15 protein-coding genes are annotated in these 19493 nt (G+C 68.0%); 9 read left to right on the forward strand and 6 right to left on the reverse strand.

Features of this window, described 5'->3' with window-relative positions; translation table 11 throughout:
* Positions 1-117: 117 nt before the first annotated feature.
* Complete coding sequence (locus ASG27_RS09470) at positions 118-1725, reverse strand: ABC transporter substrate-binding protein (protein ID WP_082485898.1); 1608 nt, start codon at positions 1723-1725, stop codon at positions 118-120.
* Positions 1726-1842: 117 nt separating this feature from the next.
* On the opposite strand from ASG27_RS09470, the gene ASG27_RS09475 reads away from it, so the two are divergent.
* Positions 1843-2232 carry a RidA family protein gene (locus ASG27_RS09475; protein WP_056173325.1) on the forward strand — a complete coding sequence of 130 codons (390 nt, stop codon included), beginning with the start codon at positions 1843-1845 and terminating at the stop codon, positions 2230-2232.
* A gap of 44 nt (positions 2233-2276) precedes the next feature.
* On the opposite strand, the gene ASG27_RS09480 is transcribed toward ASG27_RS09475, so the two are convergent.
* The 3 genes from ASG27_RS09480 to argC all read right to left on the reverse strand — a co-directional run bounded on the left by ASG27_RS09480 (position 2277) and on the right by argC (position 4563).
* On the reverse strand, positions 2277-2999 hold the full coding sequence (locus tag ASG27_RS09480; RefSeq protein ID WP_056415240.1) for a pentapeptide repeat-containing protein: 723 nt from the start codon (positions 2997-2999) through the stop codon (positions 2277-2279).
* Between the two features lie 56 nt (positions 3000-3055).
* Positions 3056-3409, reverse strand: a complete 354-nt coding sequence (locus ASG27_RS09485) for an SMR family transporter (RefSeq protein WP_056415243.1) — start codon at positions 3407-3409, stop codon at positions 3056-3058.
* Positions 3410-3630: 221 nt separating this feature from the next.
* Positions 3631-4563, reverse strand: coding sequence for an N-acetyl-gamma-glutamyl-phosphate reductase (argC, locus tag ASG27_RS09490; RefSeq protein ID WP_056415246.1), 933 nt, complete (start codon positions 4561-4563; stop codon positions 3631-3633).
* A gap of 121 nt (positions 4564-4684) precedes the next feature.
* Here argC and ASG27_RS09495 point away from each other — a divergent pair, with 121 nt between their 5' ends.
* Complete coding sequence (locus ASG27_RS09495) at positions 4685-5572, forward strand: LysR family transcriptional regulator (protein ID WP_056415250.1); 888 nt, start codon at positions 4685-4687, stop codon at positions 5570-5572.
* Between the two features lie 124 nt (positions 5573-5696).
* Here ASG27_RS09495 and ASG27_RS09500 read toward each other — a convergent pair whose 3' ends face one another.
* Positions 5697-6422: a TetR/AcrR family transcriptional regulator gene (locus ASG27_RS09500; protein ID WP_235503983.1), complete on the reverse strand. Its 726-nt coding sequence runs from the start codon at positions 6420-6422 to the stop codon at positions 5697-5699.
* A gap of 349 nt (positions 6423-6771) precedes the next feature.
* On the opposite strand from ASG27_RS09500, the gene ASG27_RS09505 reads away from it, so the two are divergent.
* The 7 genes from ASG27_RS09505 (at position 6772) to ASG27_RS09535 (ending at position 18272) form a co-directional block, all read left to right on the forward strand.
* A complete protein-coding gene (locus ASG27_RS09505; RefSeq protein ID WP_056415253.1) occupies positions 6772-8142 on the forward strand; it encodes an NAD(P)-dependent oxidoreductase in 1371 nt (456 codons plus the stop codon).
* Positions 8143-8200: 58 nt separating this feature from the next.
* Positions 8201-9514 carry an NAD-dependent dihydropyrimidine dehydrogenase subunit PreA gene (gene preA / locus ASG27_RS09510; protein ID WP_056415255.1) on the forward strand — a complete coding sequence of 438 codons (1314 nt, stop codon included), beginning with the start codon at positions 8201-8203 and terminating at the stop codon, positions 9512-9514.
* Positions 9515-9736: 222 nt separating this feature from the next.
* The gene (locus ASG27_RS09515) at positions 9737-11194 is read left to right on the forward strand and encodes an NCS1 family nucleobase:cation symporter-1 (protein ID WP_056415258.1); all 1458 of its coding nucleotides are present in this window, start codon (positions 9737-9739) and stop codon (positions 11192-11194) included.
* A gap of 74 nt (positions 11195-11268) precedes the next feature.
* On the forward strand, positions 11269-12723 hold the full coding sequence (hydA, locus tag ASG27_RS09520; protein WP_056415260.1) for a dihydropyrimidinase: 1455 nt from the start codon (positions 11269-11271) through the stop codon (positions 12721-12723).
* Between the two features lie 153 nt (positions 12724-12876).
* The gene (locus tag ASG27_RS09525; RefSeq protein ID WP_056416302.1) at positions 12877-14133 is read left to right on the forward strand and encodes a Zn-dependent hydrolase; all 1257 of its coding nucleotides are present in this window, start codon (positions 12877-12879) and stop codon (positions 14131-14133) included.
* A gap of 294 nt (positions 14134-14427) precedes the next feature.
* On the forward strand, positions 14428-15951 hold the full coding sequence (locus ASG27_RS09530; protein ID WP_056415263.1) for a methyl-accepting chemotaxis protein: 1524 nt from the start codon (positions 14428-14430) through the stop codon (positions 15949-15951).
* Positions 15952-16208: 257 nt separating this feature from the next.
* Positions 16209-18272 (forward strand): putative bifunctional diguanylate cyclase/phosphodiesterase, encoded by a 2064-nt coding sequence (locus ASG27_RS09535; RefSeq protein WP_056415266.1) that lies wholly within the window; start codon positions 16209-16211, stop codon positions 18270-18272.
* A 47-nt stretch (positions 18273-18319) separates the two neighbouring features.
* On the opposite strand, the gene ASG27_RS09540 is transcribed toward ASG27_RS09535, so the two are convergent.
* Positions 18320-19375: a bifunctional nicotinamide-nucleotide adenylyltransferase/Nudix hydroxylase gene (locus ASG27_RS09540; RefSeq protein WP_056415268.1), complete on the reverse strand. Its 1056-nt coding sequence runs from the start codon at positions 19373-19375 to the stop codon at positions 18320-18322.
* Positions 19376-19493 lie beyond the last annotated feature (118 nt).

Below are 19493 nucleotides of genomic sequence, written 5' to 3' on the forward strand. Positions count from 1 at the left end.
TTAAAAAGTCCCCACTCGCACCACACCCCCGGTCCAAGCCAGTGCCACCGTGGAACCGGCTTTGCCGGGCCACCGGAGGCGCCCCCTCGGGGGAGGCGCCGCAGGCGCTTCGGGGGGTTACTTCATCCATGTGTTCCAGAAGAACGGCCAGACCGCCGGCGTGTAGCCCGACAGCTTGGCCGATCGCGCCGACAGGCCGTTGAACTTGCCCACCTCGATGAATGGCACCTCGTCGTACACCACCTGCTGCACCTTGCCCCACAGCGCACCGCGCTTGGCCGGATCGGTCTCCTGGTTGAACGCGGCCAGGGTCGACTTCTTGGCGTCGGACTCCCACCAGCCCGGTGCGCCGTCGCCCAGTTGGGGTGGCGACAGCATGGGTTCTGGGAACAGGCCCGAATGCGTGAAGTACACGTCCCACAGCTTGGCGTCGTTGCGGCGCTGCACCAGGGTGGCCCAGTCCACCACCTGCAGGTCGGTCTTGAAGCCCGCCTTCTTGAGCTGCTCGGACATCACCAGCGCCATGTTGTAGTGGAACTCGTACTGCCGGCTGGCCATGATGCGCACCGGCTGGCTGTTGTTGTAGCCCGCCTTGGCGGCCAGCTCCCTGGCGGCCTGGGGGTTGCGCTCGTTGTACAGCTTGGCGCCCGCGTCCGAGTAGTAGGGCGTGCCCTTGGGGAAGAAGTTGGGCTCCACCATGAAGAAGCGGTTATCGCCAAAGCCTGCGGCCATCAGCTCACCCGTGCCCACCGCGGTCTGCACCGCGCGGCGCAGGGGCTGCGATGCCAGCACACCTTCCTTGGTGTTGAACACGATGTACGGAAAGCCGAAGTTCTTGGTCACGATGGGCACCACGGCGGGCGCACCTTTTTCCACACGGCCGATGGCTTCGACCGGCAGCAGGTCGGCATAGTGGAACTGGCCGGACAAAGCGCCTTCGACCCGGGTGTTGGCGCTGGGCACGGGCACGAAGCGCAGCTCATCGAGCAGCGCTTCGCGGCGGCCCGCGTAGCCGCTGGGCGCTTCCTTGCGGGCGGCGTAGTCGTCAAAGCGCACCAGCACGGTGAACTGGTCCGGCCGGCGTTCCTTGAACTTGTAGGGCCCGGTGCCGATGAACTCCTTGAGCTGCGGCGCGATGCTTTCCTTGGCCAGGATGGCCGCCATGCCGCTGGGCAGCGCCAGCTGGGCCAGCAGCGGCGCATAGGGGTTCTTGAGCTTGAGCTCCACGCCGTGCGTGCCCTTGACGGCCAGTGATGCCACTTCCTTGCCCACGGCCTTGCCCCGCGGCGAGAGCTCCATCCAGCGCTGCAGCGAGGCCACCACGTCCTCGGCCGTCATCTCGCGGCCGTTGTGGAACTTCACGCCCTTGCGCAGGGCGATGGTGTAGGTGAGGCCGTCCTTGGAGACGGTGGGCATGCCCTCGGCCAGCATGGGCGCAATGCTCCAGTTGGCGTCGAAGGTGTAGAGCGGCTCGTACACGTGCTGCATGATGGTGCCCACCAGGTCGGCGGTGCTCACCATCGGGTCCAGGCCCTGGGGCTCGCCCACCATGGCCAGGTTGGCGGCGCCGCCCTTGGCCGGTGCAGGGGCCGCCTGGGCCCAGCCGGTGCCAGTACCCATTCCCCACAGCGCGGCCACTGCCAGCGCACCCAGCAGCCCGCGCCGCGCGGCCTGGTGGCGCAGCGTCAGCCAGGGTCGCACCACATTGGTTCCAGAAGTTTGCATCGTGCACCTCTAAGTAATAGGATTACATTGATAAGCACTTTCGATGCCAGAAATCCGCTCGATATGTGCTTGATAGGCGTTTTGTATGTAATATCTTTACTCAAAGGAGCACTTTCAATGCCAGTAGAAACCCTCGGTCAGTCCCCGCTTGCCTCCGACCGGCAGGCCCGTCCGCTGTCCCCCGCCACGCGCGCCGGGGACTTCGTTTTTGTGTCGGGCCAGGTGCCCACCGATGACCAGGGCCAGGTCATCACGGGGGGCATCGAGGCGCAGACGCGCCAGGTGTTCCTGCGCCTCACGCAGGCGCTGGCGCTGGCCGACTGCACGCTGGCCGACGTGGCCAAGGTCAGCGTGTGGCTGGCCGACGCGCGCGACTTCGGCAGCTTCAACCGCGTGTACATGGAGTGTTTTGGCGAGCACCGGCCCGCGCGCTCCACGGTGGAGTCGCGGCTCATGATCGACGCCAAGGTGGAGATCGACGTCACGGCGTACAAGCCGCGCGGCTGAGCACGGCGTGCGCATGCCGGCGGCCCGCGGCGCCGGCTGGGCTGCTACATCACGCGGATGCCCAGCCCGCTGACCAGCGCGGCCGCCTGGTCGGTGGAGAGGATCGCGCCCTTGAAGGATTGCGCCAGCTGGGCCAGCCGCAGCCCGCCCAGGTCCACCGACCGCAGGTCGGCGCCTTCGAAGCGGGCGTTCTTGAGATGGGCATCGCGCAGGCTGCCACCTTCGAACACCGCATCGCGGAAGTCGCAGCCCGACACGTCGGCGTCGGACATGTCCAGTTGTTCGATGGTCTGCTTGCGAAACGAAATACCCCGCAGGTCCGCGCCCACCAGCAGCGTGTCGTGAAAGCTCAGGCCCAGCGTCTGCGCTTCATGGAACTGCGCGCCGGTCAGCTTGACCTCGGCGAACAAGGCCGACGCCAGCGTGGCCTTGGTCCAGAGCGTGTTGTTCAGGTCACAGTGGTGAAAGCGCGCGTCGGTCAGGTGCGCGAGATGAAAGCTTGCCTGCCGGGCCCTGCAGCCGAGCCACCGCGTGTCGCCCAGTTGGGCGCGTGCCAGCGAGGTCTCGGCCAGGCTGCAGCCTGTGAACTGCGCGCCCTGCAATGCCAGGCCCGAGAGGTCGGCGCCGTCGAAGTCGCAGTGCTCGAAGTGCAGGCGCTGCGCCGGGGTGTCCGCCAGCATCACCAGCAGGTCGGCGCGGGTGATCTGTTGCTCTTGCACGAGGACCGTACCGCTGGTGCCGGTGAGTGGAGTGGATGCTGTGTTCATGGAACGGGGCTGTAGTGGTGGCTGGGCAGTGGCGTGGGCGGTGCAACGAGCGAGCGTCAATGCCCCGTGGTCTTGGACAACAGGTTCACCACCACCACGCCGGCCACGATGAGCCCCAGCCCGGCAATGGCGGGCGCGTCCAGCCGCTGGCCGTAGTAGAGCCAGCCCACGGTCGAGATCAACACGATGCCCACCGCCGACCAGATGGCGTAGGCAATGCCGATGGGCAGGGTCTTGAGCGTGAGCGACAGCAGGTAGAAGGACACTGCGTAGCACACGGCGGTGACCGCGCTGGGAACCAGCCGTGTGAAGCCGTCGGACGCCTTCAGCGCGCTGGTGCCCAGCACTTCGGCCACGATGGCCAGACCCAGCAGGGCGTAGCTGGTGGTGGTGGCGGTCCACTGGATCATGGTGCGGGTCCGTTGCAAAGCTGGAGAAGCGGCCGATTCTAGGAACGCCCGCCGCACTGCGGGGCCAAGCCCTTGCATCTGTGCGGGGCCTCTGCGGCGCGGCTTGCCAGCGGCCGGGATCTGTGTGCACGCGGCGCTGTGTGGGGCGCGCTTCCACCGCCGCAGCGCGACCCGTGGTCTGGCGCGCCCGGCGCGACCCGCGCACCCGGCGCAGATGGCCGCTAGGCGGCGTGCTGCAGCATCAGGTCCAGGTTCTGCACGGCAGCGCCCGACGCGCCCTTGCCGAGGTTGTCGAACACCGCGCTCAGCAGCACCTGGCCGTGCTGCGGATTGGCAAACACGGAGAGCCGCAACTGGTTGGTGCCGTTGAGCACCTGGGGGTCCAGGTGCTGCGCTGCCTGCGCATCCTGCAGCGACACCACCTCGACATGCGCCGCGCCGTCGTAGTGCTGCTGCAGGCAGGCGTGCAGCCGGTCGGCAGTCACGCTTGCAGGCAGTTGCCGCAGCATTAACGGAATGGTCAGCACGATGCCCTGGCGGAACGAGCCGTAGGCCGGCAGGAAGAAAGGCCGCTGCATGAGGCCCGCGTGTTTCTCGATCTCGGGCGTGTGCTTGTGGGCCAGCCCCAGGCCGTACACCTGGAACGCGGGGGCTTGCGACGCGCCCGCGCCTTCGTGCTCGTCCACCCGCGCGCGGCCGCCGCCGGAGTAGCCCGACACGGCATGGATGGCCAGCGGATGGTCCGCAGGCACCAGGCCTGCCCGCACCAGCGGCAGCAGCAGCGCGATGGCGCCCGTGGGGTAGCAGCCGGGGTTGGTCACGCGGTGTGCCGAGGCGATGCGGGCGGACTGCGCGGCGCTCATTTCAGGCAAGCCGTAGACCCAGTCCGCATCGGTGCGGTGGGCCGAGCTGGCGTCGATCACGCGCACGGCGGGGTTCACCACGGACGCCGCCGCTTCGCGCGCAGGCCCGTCGGGCAGGCACAGCACGGCGATGTCGCAGGCATTGATCGCTTCTGCGCGGCGCGCAGGGTTCTTGCGGTCGGCCTCGGGCAGCGTGAGCAGGCGCAGGTCGCTGCGGCCGTGCAGGCGTTCGTGGATCTGCAGGCCGGTCGTGCCCTGATCGCCGTCGATGAAAACCAAGGGTGCGCTCATGCGGTGCTCCTGATGAATGGAATGGCTGAAGAAAAAACGAAGGAATGACGAATCTTCGGCCGCGCCCTAGAATTTGAAAAGTTGAATTTCACAAACATCAGCATCAGATTTACTGAACGTCATGCGCGAACTCAACCTCGACCGGCTGCGCACGCTGGTCACCATCGCAGACCTGGGCTCGTTTGCCGAAGCCGCGCGGGTGCTGCACCTGGCGGCGCCCACGGTGAGCCTGCACATCGCCGACCTGGAGGCGCTGTTCGGCGCGCCGCTGCTGGTGCGCAAGCGCGGCGAGGTCACTCCCTCGGGCGTGGGCGACGCGCTGATCGAGCGCGCGCGGCGGCTGCTGGCCGATGCGGACGAGGCGCTCGATGTGGTGCAGCGCCAGGTGCAGGGGCTCGCGGGCCGCGTGCGGCTGGGGGCCTCCACCGGTGCCATTGCCCACCTGCTGCCCCAGGCGCTGGAGGTGCTGGGGCAGAACCACCCTGGCATCGACGTGCAGGTGGCCGTGCTCACCACGCAGGACACCATGGCGCGCCTGGCCGGCGGGTCGCTGGATGTGGGCCTGGTGGCGTTGCCGCAGGCCACCGTGCAGGGCGTGAAGGTGCAGCCCTGGCGGCGCGATCCGGTGATGGCGTTCGTGCCGTCCGCCTGGCCAGCGCCGCAGCGCGCCACGCCGAAGTGGCTGGCGGGGCAGCCGCTCATCCTCAACGATGTGGGCACCAGCCTGTCGCGGCTGACGGCGGAATGGTTTGCGCTGGCGGGCGCGCACCCCAAGGCGCGCATCCAGCTCAACTACAACGACGCCATCAAGAGCCTGGTGGCCGCAGGCTACGGCGCCACGCTGCTGCCGCACGAGGCCACATCCTCCACGCCACTCGACCCGCGCATCCGCATGCTGCCGCTGCGCCCCGCGCTGTGGCGGCCGCTGGGCATCGCCCACCGCGCAGGCCCGTTGGAGCGCGCCACGCAGCACGTACTGGATGTGCTGTGGCAGCAGCGCCAGGCGTGAGCAGATCAAATTTTCAGATAAAAAAGGCCGCTACCGCGCATCTGGAAAGCGCAACAAGCTATAAATTTAATAGCAAATGCGGTGTTTGGCTGCGTAGATGCCCGGCCGCAGCGCCTGGGGTGCATCAGGCGGTGGCGCCGGGCCCCAGCGCACTCAGCACCATGCGCACGATCAGCTCCTCGGCATTGTTGTAGTCGCGCTCGGTCAGCGCGGGCTTGCCCAGCAGCAGGGCGAACTGCGCCTCCTGTTCCGCATAGGCCTGCGTGACCGACCAGATGATGAACATCAGGTGCGTGAAGTTGACCTTGGCGATGCGGCCCTCGCGCGCCCAGCGTTCGAAGGTGCGCACCTCGGTCTTGAGCAGCGGGCCCACGCGTTCTGCGATGGCGGTGCCATAGCGTGGTGCACCGGCAATCACCTCTTTGGTGAACACCTTGGCACCCTGGGGGCGCATGCGCGAGTACTGCAGCTTGGCGCGGATGTAGCGGCGCAGGGCCTGCTGGGGGTCATCGCTGTGCGACAGGGCCTCCATGCCTTCGAGCCACTGGGTGAGCACGTCGTCGAGCACGCGCTGGTACAGCGCCTCCTTGCTCGGAAAGTAATACAGCAGGTTGTGGCGGCTGATGCCGATGGCCGCGGCAATGCTCTCGAGCGACGCGCCTTCGAAGCCGAACTGCGCGAAGTGGTTCTCCGCCTCGGCCAGGATGCCCTGCTCCTTGCGCAGGCGCGAGGCCTTGGGGGCGCGGGGGCCGGTGTCGTCGGCGGTGGTGGCCACCGCAGCGGCGGGTGCGCGGGGGCGTTTGGCAGGGCGGGGGGCGGGGGCAGCCGGGGACTGGCGGGCGTCGGTCATTGCACCATTGTGGAACAAGCCGGGGCCTGGAAACTGGCATTTGGCTGGCATGGCGTTTGCTCTAGGGATTTTACCAATTGGTAAAGTTTTACGGGTTGGTAAATTGGCCCACAACGCAGGGCACCGCGGCACACCAAGCCGTGGGCACCTGCACCCCCACAGCGAGGACCACGATGAAACCTCCGAAGTCTGCGGGCGCAAGCACCCACGCTGGCGCCGCATTGGCTGCCCGCCGCCGCCCCGGCAGCGGCGCGCGCCACCTGCACCGGGCGCCCGCGCCCACCCCGGCCGAACCAGCGAGCAAGGGCCCGGCCTGCACAACCACCCCGCACCTTTCGGAGGACATCTGATGGACACACCCGCAAGCCGTGCCTGCGGCATTCATGCCGCACGCCTGAACCTGGCCGACTACGCCGTCAACTTCAGCGACGCCCACCCGCCGTTGACCCGGCCGCAGGCCCTCATCGAGGCCGAGCGCTGCTACTACTGCCACGACGCGCCCTGCGCCACCGCTTGCCCCACGGGCATCGACATCCCGTCGTTCATCCACCGCATCGCGCAGGACAACAACCGGGGCGCGGCGCGCGCCATCCTGGAGGCCAATCCGCTCGGCGGCATGTGCGCCCGGGTCTGCCCCACCGAGGTGCTGTGCGAGCAGGCCTGCGTGCGCAACACCAACGAGGACAAGCCGGTGGAGATCGGCGCGCTGCAGCGCTACGCGACCGACGCCTTCTTCGCCAACCCCGGCGCGCCCATGTTCCAGCGCGCCGCGCCCACCGGCCGCCGCGTGGCCGTCGTGGGTGCGGGACCTGCGGGCCTGGCCTGCGCCCACGGGCTGGCGCTGCGCGGGCACGACGTGGTGCTGTTCGACGCGCGCCCCAAGCTGGGCGGGCTCAATGAATACGGCCTGGCGAGCTACAAGACCACGGACAACTTCGCGCAGAAGGAGGTGGAGTGGCTGCTGTCGGTGGGTGGCATCGAGGTGCGCACCAGCCAGCAGCTGGGCCGCGACATCACGCTCGACGGCCTGCTGGCCAGCCACGATGCGGTCTTCCTGGGCCTCGGGCTGCAGGGCGTGAATGCGCTGGGCGTGGCGGAGCCCACGGCGTCTGGCGTGCGCAATGCCGTCGACTTCATCGCCGAGCTGCGCCAGAGCAGCGACCTGTCCACCCTGCCGGTGGGCCGCCGCGTGGTGGTGATCGGCGGCGGCATGACGGCGGTGGACGCCGCCGTGCAGTCCCGCAAGCTGGGCGCCGAAGAGGTGACCATCGTCTACCGCCGGGGAGCAGACGCCATGTCGGCGTCGAAGGTAGAGCAGCAGTGGGCGCAGACGAACGGCGTGACCATCCGCCACTGGGCGGCGCCGCAGGAGGTGCTGTGCGAAGGCGGCGCCGTGACGGGCGTGCGCTTTGCGGCCACGGCGCTCGATGCGGCGGGCAAGCTGGTGAACACCGGCGAGACCTTCACGCTCGCGGCGGACATGGTGCTCAAGGCCATCGGCCAGACCTATGTGGCGGAGCCCGCGGGCAAGGCGATGGCGCTGGAGGGCGGGCGCATCGCGACCGACGCTGCAGGCCGCACCAGCCTGGCACGCGTGTGGGCCGGGGGCGACTGCCGCGCCGGCGGGCGTGACCTGACGGTGGAGGCGGTGGAGCACGGCAAGCTGGCCGCCATCTCCATCCATGAAGCGATGAGCGTGCCGGTGGCGCTCGTGGCCTGACGGCATCGTCGGCACATCCTGACCGCACAACCTGACTGCAATTGACGGGAGCACATCCATGGCAGACATCCGCAGCAATTTCCTGGGCATCCAGAGCCCCAACCCCTTCTGGCTGGCCTCCGCCCCACCGACCGACAAGGAGATCAACGTCACCCGCGCCTTCGAGGCAGGCTGGGGCGGCGTGGTCTGGAAGACGCTGGGCGAGGACCCGGCGGTCGTCAACGTGAACGGGCCACGCTACTCCACGCTCCTGTCGCAGGACCGCCGCGTGATCGGGCTGAACAACATCGAGCTCATCACCGACCGGCCGCTGCACACCAATCTGGAGGAGATCAAGCGCGTCAAGCGCAACTGGCCCGACCGGGCCATGATCGTCTCGCTCATGGTGCCCTGCGAAGAGCAGAGCTGGAAGAGCATTTTGCCCCTGGTGGAAGACACCGGCGCCGACGGCATCGAGCTCAACTTCGGCTGCCCCCACGGCATGAGCGAACGCGGCATGGGCGCGGCCGTGGGCCAGGTGCCCGAATACATCCAGATGGTGACGGCCTGGTGCAAGCATTACAGCCGCCTGCCCGTGATCGTGAAGCTCACGCCGAACATCACCGACGTGCGGCACCCTGCGCGGGCGGCCAAGGCGGGCGGGGCGGATGCGGTGTCGCTCATCAACACCATCAACTCCGTCATGGGCGTGGACCTGGACCGCATGGTCATGAGCCCCAGCACCGACGGCTGGGGGTCGCACGGCGGCTACTGCGGCCCGGCCGTCAAGCCCATCGCGCTCAACATGGTGGCCGAGATCGCGCGCGACGCGCAGACCGCGGGCCTGCCCATCAGTGGCATCGGCGGCATCACCACCTGGCGCGACGCGGCCGAGTACATCGCCCTGGGCTGCGGCACGGTGCAGGTGTGCACGGCGGCCATGGTGTACGGCTTCAAGATCGTGCAGGACATGTGCGACGGGCTGTCCAACTTCATGGACGATCACGGCTACGCCACGCTCGACGACTTCAAGGGCCAGGCCGTGCCCACGGTGCGGGACTGGAAGAACCTGAACCTCAACCACATCGAAAAGGCCGTGATCAACCAGGATGCCTGCATCCAGTGCGGCCGCTGCCATGTGGTGTGCGAAGACACCTCGCACCAGGCCATCACCTTCACCAAGGACGGCGGCGTGCGCAAGTTCGAGATCAACGAGGCCGAGTGCGTGGGCTGCAACCTGTGCGTGTCGATCTGCCCCGTGCCCGAGTGCATCACCATGCGCGCCCTGGAGCCCGGCGAGGTCGATGCGCGCACCGGCAAGCCGGTGACCGGCGAATACGCCAACTGGACCACGCACCCGAACAACCCCCAGCGGGTGGCGGCGGCAGTGTGATGGACCGCTTTCCGTGTGCATTCGCCACAGGGCCTGCAGAGCAGTCCCTGTGCGTTGGCAGGGTGTTGACGGGGCTCGCATGCTGCACTGCATCTGGTGCATTTTTTGCGTAGCCCTCAACATCGCTGGCATCCCTTGGCCCGCCATCTGCCAGCGTGAGAACGCCGGACCAGGCAGCGGGTTGTGTTCCACCCCCACGACGTCTTTGACAGGAGTACAGGCATGACCAACAGTACCGGCAGCGCTGCCCATGTGGCAGGGCACCTGCCCGGCGGAGCATCCAATTCGCTCGCCAATGAAGATCTGCTCCCCACCACCGCGGCGCAGCGGCACTGGACCTGGAAAGACTTCGCCGCGCTCTGGGTGGGCATGGTGGTGTGCGTGCCCACGTACACGATGGCCAGCTCCATGCTCGACCAGGGCTTCACCTGGCAGATGGCCGTGTGGCTCGTGTTCCTGGCCAACTGCATCGTGCTGATACCGATGGTGCTCATCGGCCGGGTGGGGCCCAAGTATGGCGTGCCGTTCCCGGTGCTTGCGCGTGCGTCGTTCGGCGTGAAGGGGGCCAACCTGCCGGCCGTGCTGCGCGGCCTGGTGGCGTGCGGCTGGTTCTCCATCAACTGCTACTTCGGTGCGCTGGCGCTCCACGGCTTCCTGAACATCGTGGGCATGAACCTCGCGGGGCCCGCCCAGGGCGAGACCATCAGCACCTCGCAGTTCATGTGCTTCCTCGCGTTCTGGGCCGTGCACATCTACTTCATCTGGAAGGGGCCGGAATCCATCCGCCTTCTGGAGGTCATCGCCGCGCCGCTGATGATCGGCGCATCTATCCTGTTCGTGGTGGTGCTGGTTATGAAGGTGCCGTCGGGCCAGCTCTTCAACCTGCCCGCCAAGGTGGTGGAAGGCGGGCCCAAGACCTGGGCGGCCCTCACGGGGCTGGTCGGCTTCTGGGCCACGCTGGCGCTCAACATCCCGGACTTCACGCGCTTTGCCAAGTCGCAGAAGGACCAGGTCATGGGCCAGGCCATCGGACTGCCGCTGCCCATGGCGCTGTTCTCCATGGTGGGCGTCATCGGCTTTTCGGCATCGGCCATCCTGTATGGCAAGGCGCAGCTGTTCCCTGATGGCCTGCTGACCCAGATGGGCAGCGTGGCGGCGGGCCTGGGCCTGCTGGTGATCCTGCTGGCCAACCTGACGACCAACGTGGCCGCCAACCTGGTGTCGCCGTCGTACGACTTCAGCCAGATCGCACCGTCCAAGATCAGCTTTCGCATGGGCGGCGTCATCGCTGCGCTGATCGGGCTCGTGTTCATGCCCTGGAAGATCCTCGCCACATCGGGCGGCTACCTCTTCACCTGGCTGGGCGGCTACGGCACGCTGCTGGGCGCCATTGCCGGCATCCTGCTGGTGGACTACTACCTGGTGCGCAAGAGCGTGCTGAAAGTGGACGACCTGTACCGGCGCGGCGGCGACTACGAGTACAGCAACGGCTGGAACCTGCATGCGCTCATCGCCTTCGCCCTGGGCGTGCTGCCCTGCCTGCCGGGCTACCTGGCGGTGTCCGGCGTGGTGGACAAGGCGGGCATGCCTGCCATCTGGCTCACGCTGTTCGACTCGGGCTGGTTCTTCAGCCTGGCCGTGGCCGGCACCTACTACTACCTGACCGCCAAGAAGAAGTGACCTGGGACCCCGCCCGGCCGTGGTGCCGGTGCCGGGCCTGCTTTTTTTGATCTGCATCCCTGAAGGAGATCTCCATGACCCAAGCCCTCCTGATCCGCGGTGGAACCGTGGTCAACGCCGACCGTGAACAACAGGCCGATGTCCTCTGCGTCGATGGCCGCATCGTGGCCGTGGGCGAGGGTGCGGCGGCGCAGGCCCCGGCCGGCGCGCAGACGCTGGACGCCAGCGGCCAGTACGTGCTGCCCGGCGGGATCGACCCGCACACGCACATGCAGCTGCCCTTCATGGGCACGGTCACCATGGACGACTTCTTCACCGGCACGGCGGCAGCGCTGGCGGGCGGCACCACGAGCATCATCGACTTCGTGATTCCCGACCCGCAGGAGCCCATCCTGGACGCCTACCGCAAGTGGCGCGGCTGGGCCGAAAAGTCGGCGGCCGACTATTCGTTTCACGTCGCCATCACCTGGTGGAGCGAGCAGGTGCGCGCCGACATGGGCACGCTGGTGCACGACGAAGGCGTGAACAGCTTCAAGCACTTCATGGCCTACAAGAACGCCATCATGTGCGACGACGAAACCCTGGTGAACAGCTTCAAGCGCGCGCTGGAGCTGGGCGCCATGCCCACGGTGCATGCCGAAAACGGCGAACTGGTGTACCTGCTGCAACAGGAGGTCGCCAAGATGGGCATCACCGGCCCCGAGGGCCACCCGCTGTCGCGCCCGCCCATGGTCGAGGCCGAAGCCGCGAACCGCGCCATCGCGATTGCCGATGTGCTGGGCGTGCCCATCTACGTGGTGCACGTGAGCTGCATGGAGTCGGCCGACGCCATCGCCCGCGCCCGCGCGCGCGGCCAGCGCGTGTACGGCGAGGTGCTGGCCGGGCACCTGCTGGTGGACGACAGCGTCTACCGCGACCCCGACTTCGCCAAGGCCGCCGCGTATGTGATGAGCCCGCCGTTTCGCCCCAAGATCCACCAGGAGGCGCTGTGGCGCGGCCTGCAGTCCGGCCAGCTGCACACCACCGCCACCGACCACTGCACCTTCTGCGCCGCGCAAAAGGCCATGGGCCAGGAGAACTTCGCCAAGATCCCCAACGGCACCGGCGGCGTCGAAGAGCGCATGGCCGCCATCTGGGACGGCGGCGTCAACACCGGCCGCCTCACACCCAGCGAGTTCGTGGCCATCACCTCGGCCAACACGGCCAAGCTGTTCAACATCTATCCGCGCAAAGGCTTCATCGGCGAGGGCGCCGACGCCGACCTCGTGCTGTGGGACCCGGAGGGGACGAAGACCTTCTCGGCCAAGACGCAGTTCAGCAAGGGCGACTTCAACATCTTCGAGGGCCGCACCGTGCGCGGCATCCCCACCCACACCGTGAGCCAGGGCCGTGTGGTGTTTGCCAATGGCGACTTGCGTGCGGAGGCGGGTACGGGCCGCTACATCAAGCGCCCCGCGTTCGGCCCCAACTTCCACGCTGTTCAAAAGCGTGCGCAGGAGCTTGCGCCCACGGCAGTGGCGCGCGGCTGACGCGGGCGCTATGGAAGCATTCCATCCGGCTTTGCACTTTCACAGCCCGTTCAGCCTGAGCCTGTCAAAGGCCGTCACCAGCCCCGGCTTCGACAGGCTCAGCCCGAACGGTACTGAGTGAACCGGCGATTCAGACATCCCTTGGAGAACACCATGGACACCAAAGTCAAACCCGACATCGAGAACCTGCGCATCAACGGCGACCGCCTGTGGGCATCGCTCATGGAGCTGGCGCAGATCGGCGCCACGCCCAAGGGCGGCGTGTGCCGCCTCACGCTCACCGACCTGGACAAGCAGGGCCGCGACCTCGTCACCCGCTGGGCGCGCGAGGCCGGCATGAGCGTCACCATCGACAAGATCGGCAACGGCTTCATGCGCCGCCCCGGGCGCAACAACAGCTTGCCGCCCATCATGACCGGCAGCCACATCGACACCCAGCCCACGGGCGGCAAGTTCGACGGCAACTATGGCGTGCTGGCCGGCATCGAGGTGGTGCGCACGCTCAACGACCACGGCATCGAGACCGAGGCACCGATCGAGGTGGCCTTCTGGACCAACGAAGAAGGCAGCCGCTTCGTGCCGGTGATGATGGGATCGGGCGTGTTCGCCAAGGCCTTCACGCTGGAGCACGCCTACGCCGCCACCGACACCGAGGGCAAGACGGTGAAGGGCGAGCTGGAACGCATCGGCTACGTCGGCGAGCAGGAGCCGGGCGACCACCCCATCGGTGCGTACTTCGAGACCCACATCGAGCAGGGCCCGGTGCTGGAAGACAACGACAAGACCATCGGCGTAGTCAGCGGCGTGCTGGGCATCCGCTGGTTCGACTGCACCGTCACCGGCATGGAAGCCCACGCGGGCCCCACGCCCATGGCGCTGCGCAAGGACGCTTTGCTCGCCGCCACGCACATCATGCAGGACGTGGTGGCCGCGGCCCACCGCCACCCGCCGCACGGCCGCGGCACCGTGGGCATGGTGCAGGTGTTTCCCAACAGCCGCAACGTCATTCCCGGCCGGGTCAAGTTCAGCATCGACCTGCGCAACAGCACCGACGAACTCGTGGACCGGATGGCCGCCGAAGTGAAGGCCCGCGCCGAGCAGGTGGCGCAGGAGCACGGCGTGCAGGTGCACATCGAGATGGTGTCCAGCTACCCCGCGCAGGCCTTTCACGCCGAATGCGTGGAGGCCGTGGCCCGCGCCACCGCCAGGCTGGGCTACAGCCACATGCCCGCCGTGTCGGGCGCGGGGCACGATGCCGTGTACATGGCCAAGCTCGCGCCCAGCGGCATGATCTTCATCCCCTGCAAGGACGGCATCAGCCACAACGAGATCGAGGACGCCAAGCCAGAGCACATCACGGCGGGCTGCAACGTGCTGCTGCATGCGATGCTGGAGCGGGCAGGGACCTGACGCCCGCAACGCCGGGTGGACGCGGGCTCGGTACACGGGGCGGCCTTCCTGCCAACCAGCGCCTGCGCCGGCAGCGCAGGCCGTCCCGTCCCGTTGTGGGTGCGCCACAGGTCCCCCGCTGTTACACCTGGGTCCCCGCAGGCGCCAAGTCGTGCCCCCGTGCGGCCTGCACACCGATCTGCGCATACCACAATGGGATGAAGAGACCGTGACTTTCTGGCGGTCTTGAGGGGATCAACGGGGCGGTCCCTGTATCTTCTGGTTACTTTTTCCGTTTTCCCGAAGACGTTTCCCATGAAATTGCGTACCCGAATCCTGTGGCTGTGTGCGGCCACCTTGCTGGGCCTGGTGGTCCTGTCCGCCGTGGCCTTGACCACGCTGTACCGGTCGATGATGAACGAGCGCACGGCGCAGTTGTCCAACCTGGTCATCCTGGCCCACGCCGCCGCGCAGAAGGCGCACGACAAGGAAAAGAGCGGCGCGCTGTCCCGCGAGGACGCGATCAAGGAGGCCGAGCGCACCATCGGCAGCTTTGTCGACAAGGACAAGTATTTCTTCGTGCGCGGCTTCACCAACGATGTGAACTACGTGCACCCCAACCCCAAGCGCATCGGCATCGTCGACGAAAAGGGCGGCAAGGAAGCCGGCATGCGCTACCGCGCCGCGCTGCAGGGCAAGACCATCGGCACGGTGACCGCGCCGGGCACGCGCCCCGGTGCCAAGGAGCCGGTGGACAAGCTCTACGCCATCATCAAGTTCGAGCCCTGGGACTGGATCATCGGCTTTGGCGACTACGTGGACGACATCGAGGATGCGTTCTGGCGCAACACCGCCATCCTGCTGTCCATCGGCGCGGTGCTGATGCTCATCGTGGCGGTGATGGCCTGGCAGATGCTCCGCACCCTGGTGCAACAGCTCGGCGGCGAGCCGCAGTACGCGGCGCAGGTGGTCACGCAGATCGCCGAAGGCAACCTGGCGGTGGATGTGCAGACGCGCCCGGGTGACACCTCCAGCATCCTGTTTGCCATCCGCGCCATGCGCGACAACCTGGCCCACCTGGTGACCCAGGTGCGCGACAGCACCGACTCGATCAACACGGCATCGGCCGAGATCGCGGCAGGCAACGGCGACCTCTCGTCCCGCACTGAATCGCAAGCCAGCGCGCTGCAGCAGACCGCTGCGTCGATGGAAGAGCTCACCTCCACCGTGGAGCAGAACGCCGCCAACGCCCGCCGCGCCGACGAGCTGGCGCGTGTGGCCTCGGCCACCGCCGTGCGCGGCGGCGACGTGGTGCAGCAGGTGGTGGGCACCATGGGCTCCATCGAGCAGTCCTCGCGCAAGATCGTAGACATCATCAGCGTCATCGACGGCATCGCGTTCCAGACCAACATCCTGGCGCTGAACGCCGCGGTGGAAGCCGCGCGCGCCGGCGAGCAGGGCCGCGGCTTTGCGGTGGTAGCCAGCGAAGTGCGCAGCCTGGCGCAGCGCAGTGCCGCCGCGGCCAAGGAAATCAAGGGCCTGATCGACGACTCCGTGACCAAGGTGGGTGCGGGCACGCAACTGGTGGAGCAGGCCGGTGCCACGATGCGCGAGGTGGTCGACGGCGTGAAGAGCGTGACCACCATGGTGGCCGAGATCAGCGCGGCCAGCGCCGAGCAAAGCGCGGGCATCGCGCAGGTCAACCAGGCCGTGTCGCAGATGGACCAGGGCACGCAGCAGAACGCAGCGCTGGTGGAAGAGGCCCTGGCAGCGGCGCAGTCCCTGAGCCAGCAGGCGGTGGCGCTGTCGCAGACGGTGGGGCAGTTCCGCGTCTCTTGAGAGGGTTTTGCGCGGGTGCCGGCAGGCGTCGCGGGGGTGGCAAAACTTGGCTGGACAAGCCCTCTGGCTGTGCGAAGATGCAAACCATGGCGTCTACGGCCGGGGTGCGCCAAGGGCATCGCGGACGGAGCGCGCTGCCGGCGCACACCCTGTCTGCACTGCTGTCACCCCACCGTCATCACCACCATGCCCGCCCGTCTCTTGCTGACCTTTGCGCACCCGCAGGCCGCCAGCCTGGCGCTGGACTGCGTGCTGGCATGACCGTGTCGGCCCCCTTGCCGGCAGCGCGCCTGCCGCAACACCGCCTGCCCACCGACGCCGAGCTGGCCGAGCGCGGACTGCGCTGCGCGGCGCTGGAGTGGCTGTCGCGGCCCGTCTGGCTCTTCGACATCGACGGCCGGTGCGTGTACTGGGCCAATGCGGCGGCGCTGGCCGTGTGGCAGGCCACCACGCTGGCCGAGCTGTGCGGGCGCGACATGGGCCACGATATGTCCGAGTCGGTCGCGCAGCGGCTGGCGCAGTACCAGAGCGACTTCGTGCTGCGGGGCGACGCGAGCTTCACCGAGCAGTGGACCATCTACCCCGGCGGCGTGCCGGTGTCGCTCAATGTGCGCTTTGGCGGGCACCGCCTGCCCGATGGCCGCATGGGCATGCTGTGCGAGGCCGACGCCATGGGCGCGGCCCTGCCGGAGTCCCTGCGCTCGGTCGAGGCCCTGCTGCACACCGCGGTGATGATCACGCTGTACGACGGCAACGGCCAGGCGCTGTACCGCAACCCTGCCGCGCGTGCCGCCGTGCTCAGCCCCGGCGAGCGCCTGCAGGAGCGCGTGGGCAACGCGGCGGTGTTTGCCGCGCTCTCGCGCAGCCTGGAGCAGCACGGCGTGGGTACGCTCACGCTCGCAGTGCGCACGCCGCAGGGCGACCGCTGGCACGAGCTGTCGGCGCGCCGCTGCAGCGACGCCGTCACCGGCCAGGACGCGGTGCTGGTGAGCGAGGCGGACATCAGCGCCATCAAGCACACCGAAGAGCGCGCCAATTTCCAGTCGCTGCACGACGTGCTCACCGGCCTGCCCAACCGGGCCCACTTCACGCAGCGTTTTGCGCGGGCTGTGGAGGAGGCCAAGGCCCAGTCGCTCGAAGCTGCGCTGATGCTGATCGACCTCGACCACTTCAAGGACGTGAACGACACCCTGGGCCATGCTGCGGGCGACGAGCTGCTGGTGGCCATGTCGCAGCGCTTGCGCCACACGCGGCACGGCACCGAGGTGCTGGCCCGCTGGGGTGGCGACGAGTTCCTGGTGCTGCTGACATCGCCGCGCATCCGCGAAGACCTCGATGCACTGCACGAGCGCATCTCCGTGGCCATGGCGGCGCCGCTGTCCATTGCCGGGGCGCAGCTGCGCGTCACGTCCAGCATCGGCGTGGCGCTGTACCCGCAGGACGGCGAGTCCATCGAGATCCTGCTGCGCAACGCCGACCTGGCCATGTACGCGGCCAAGGAGCGCGGGCGCAACGCGCTGGCCTACTTCGACCGGCACATGGCCGAGACGGTGCGCAGCCGCACCGAGCTGGAGAAAGAGCTGCACCTGGCGCTGGAGCGCGAGGAGTTCGAGGTGTACTTCCAGCCGCGCGTGGACGTGGCCACCAACACCATCCGCGCAGTGGAGGCCCTGGTGCGCTGGAACCACCCGCGCCTGGGCGTGGTGTCGCCCGCGCATTTCATCCCGGCCTGCGAGACCACCGGCCTCATCGGCGCGCTGGGCTTGTGGGTGCTGGCGCAAGCGGCACGCGAACAGGTGGCCTGGGCTGCGAAGGGCTGGGACCTGGTGGTCTCGGTCAACCTGTCGCCCCGCCAGTTCGCATCGCCCAGCCTGCTGCACGACATCACCAGCGTGCTGCGCGAGGCCGCTGTGAACCCCGCGCGCATGGAGCTGGAGATCACCGAGTCCATCCTGCTGGGGGAAGACCAGCACGTGCTCAACGTGCTGCGCGAGCTGTCGGCGCTGGGCCTGACGATTGCGCTCGATGATTTCGGCACGGGCTATTCCAACCTGGCCTACCTCCAGCGGTTCCCGGTCCACACGCTCAAGATCGACAAGACCTTCATCCAGGACACCGACGCCAACCGCTCGCTGGCCGAGCTGATCGTCTCGCTGTCGACACTGATGAAGCTCACGGCGGTTGCCGAGGGCGTGGAGACCCAGGAACAGCTCGACTGGGTGGCCGGGCGGGGCATTGCGCAGTACCAGGGTTATCTGTATGCGCGGCCGATGCCGGTGCGGGAGTTCACCGACTGGATGCGTGTGCACCCGCCGGGCTGAGCCTGGCAGACAGGCGTCGCCGCGATGCTCGGCTCACACTGATTCGGTCAGGCCGAGGCCGCCAGTTCCGGCGCGTCGGTGATACCCAGAAAGTGATCCAGCATGTGGAAGTGGTCCTCGAAGAACTCCTCTTCCATGCCTGCCAGTTCGGACAGCGGCGTCCACTGCACCTGCAGCGCATCGTCGTCCGCCTGGACCTTGGGGAACGCCGAGTTGCCCAGGTCGAAGTAGTGCGCATGCGTGAGCGTGCGGCCGCGCTGGCTGCGGTCGGGGTGGTCGAAGACGGCCACGGCCTGCAGCGCGGCGCGCATGGTGGCTTCGGGCAGGTCGCAGTGGGTTTCTTCCACCAGCTCGCGCAGGCAGGACTGCCAGACCGTTTCGCGCTGTTCGATGAAGCCGCCCGGCACGGCCAGCTGGCCCTTGCCGGGGGCGTGGGCGCGGCGGATGAGCAGCACGTGGTCCTGGCAGCGCAGCACGGCGTCGACCGTGACGAACACCGGAGGGTAGGGTGCAGCGGACCAGGCCTCTCGGTAGCGGCGCAGCATGCGCCATTCTTCCTGCAGGGCCGGGTAGTGTAGGGTGTGGGCAAAGCGCTCCAGCGCGGTCAGCGTGCTGGGCGGAATCTCGGCCGCCAGCGGGGCCAGCGCTGCCTGCACCGTGGCGGGCGTGGCGCCGAAGTAGGCGTCGCGGATGGCGGTGGCGTCGATGCGGCCCTGGCGCTCCACGTGGATGAGCTGCCAGCCGGGGAAGGCGCTCAGGTAGCTGCTGGTGGCGTCCTTGAAGTGGCCCACCAGGCCGATGTTGGCATCGGCACCGGCGATCTCGGCCACGCCGCGGCGCACGGCCTGCACCCACACGGCCTCGTTGTAGTAGTCCCGCACGGGCAGCACGCGCACCCGGGCGCGGTCGGCCGCGGGCAGGGCTTCGTGCAGCATGGCCTCGCGTTCTTGCCAGGTGAAGGGGTTCTTGGGCGAGCGGGCCTGCCAGGCGGAGCCGACCACCACGATCACATTACGCGCGCTGTCGAGTGCGCGTTGCAGCAGGGCCAGATGGCCGGTGTGGACGGGCTCGAAGCGGCCGATGTAGATGGCGGTGTCGTGCATGTGTCTCCAGGCGGTTGAAGTGATCTGAGCCTCTACCGCTTGATGGGAGAGCGCTGCCAGCTACTGTTTTGATAGCGATTGTAAAAGGGCGTGCGGGGCTGCTCGGAAGCTGCTGAAA

Origin of the sequence: Acidovorax sp. Leaf191, assembly GCF_001424425.1 — a bacterium.
GTDB lineage: Bacteria > Pseudomonadota > Gammaproteobacteria > Burkholderiales > Burkholderiaceae_C > Acidovorax.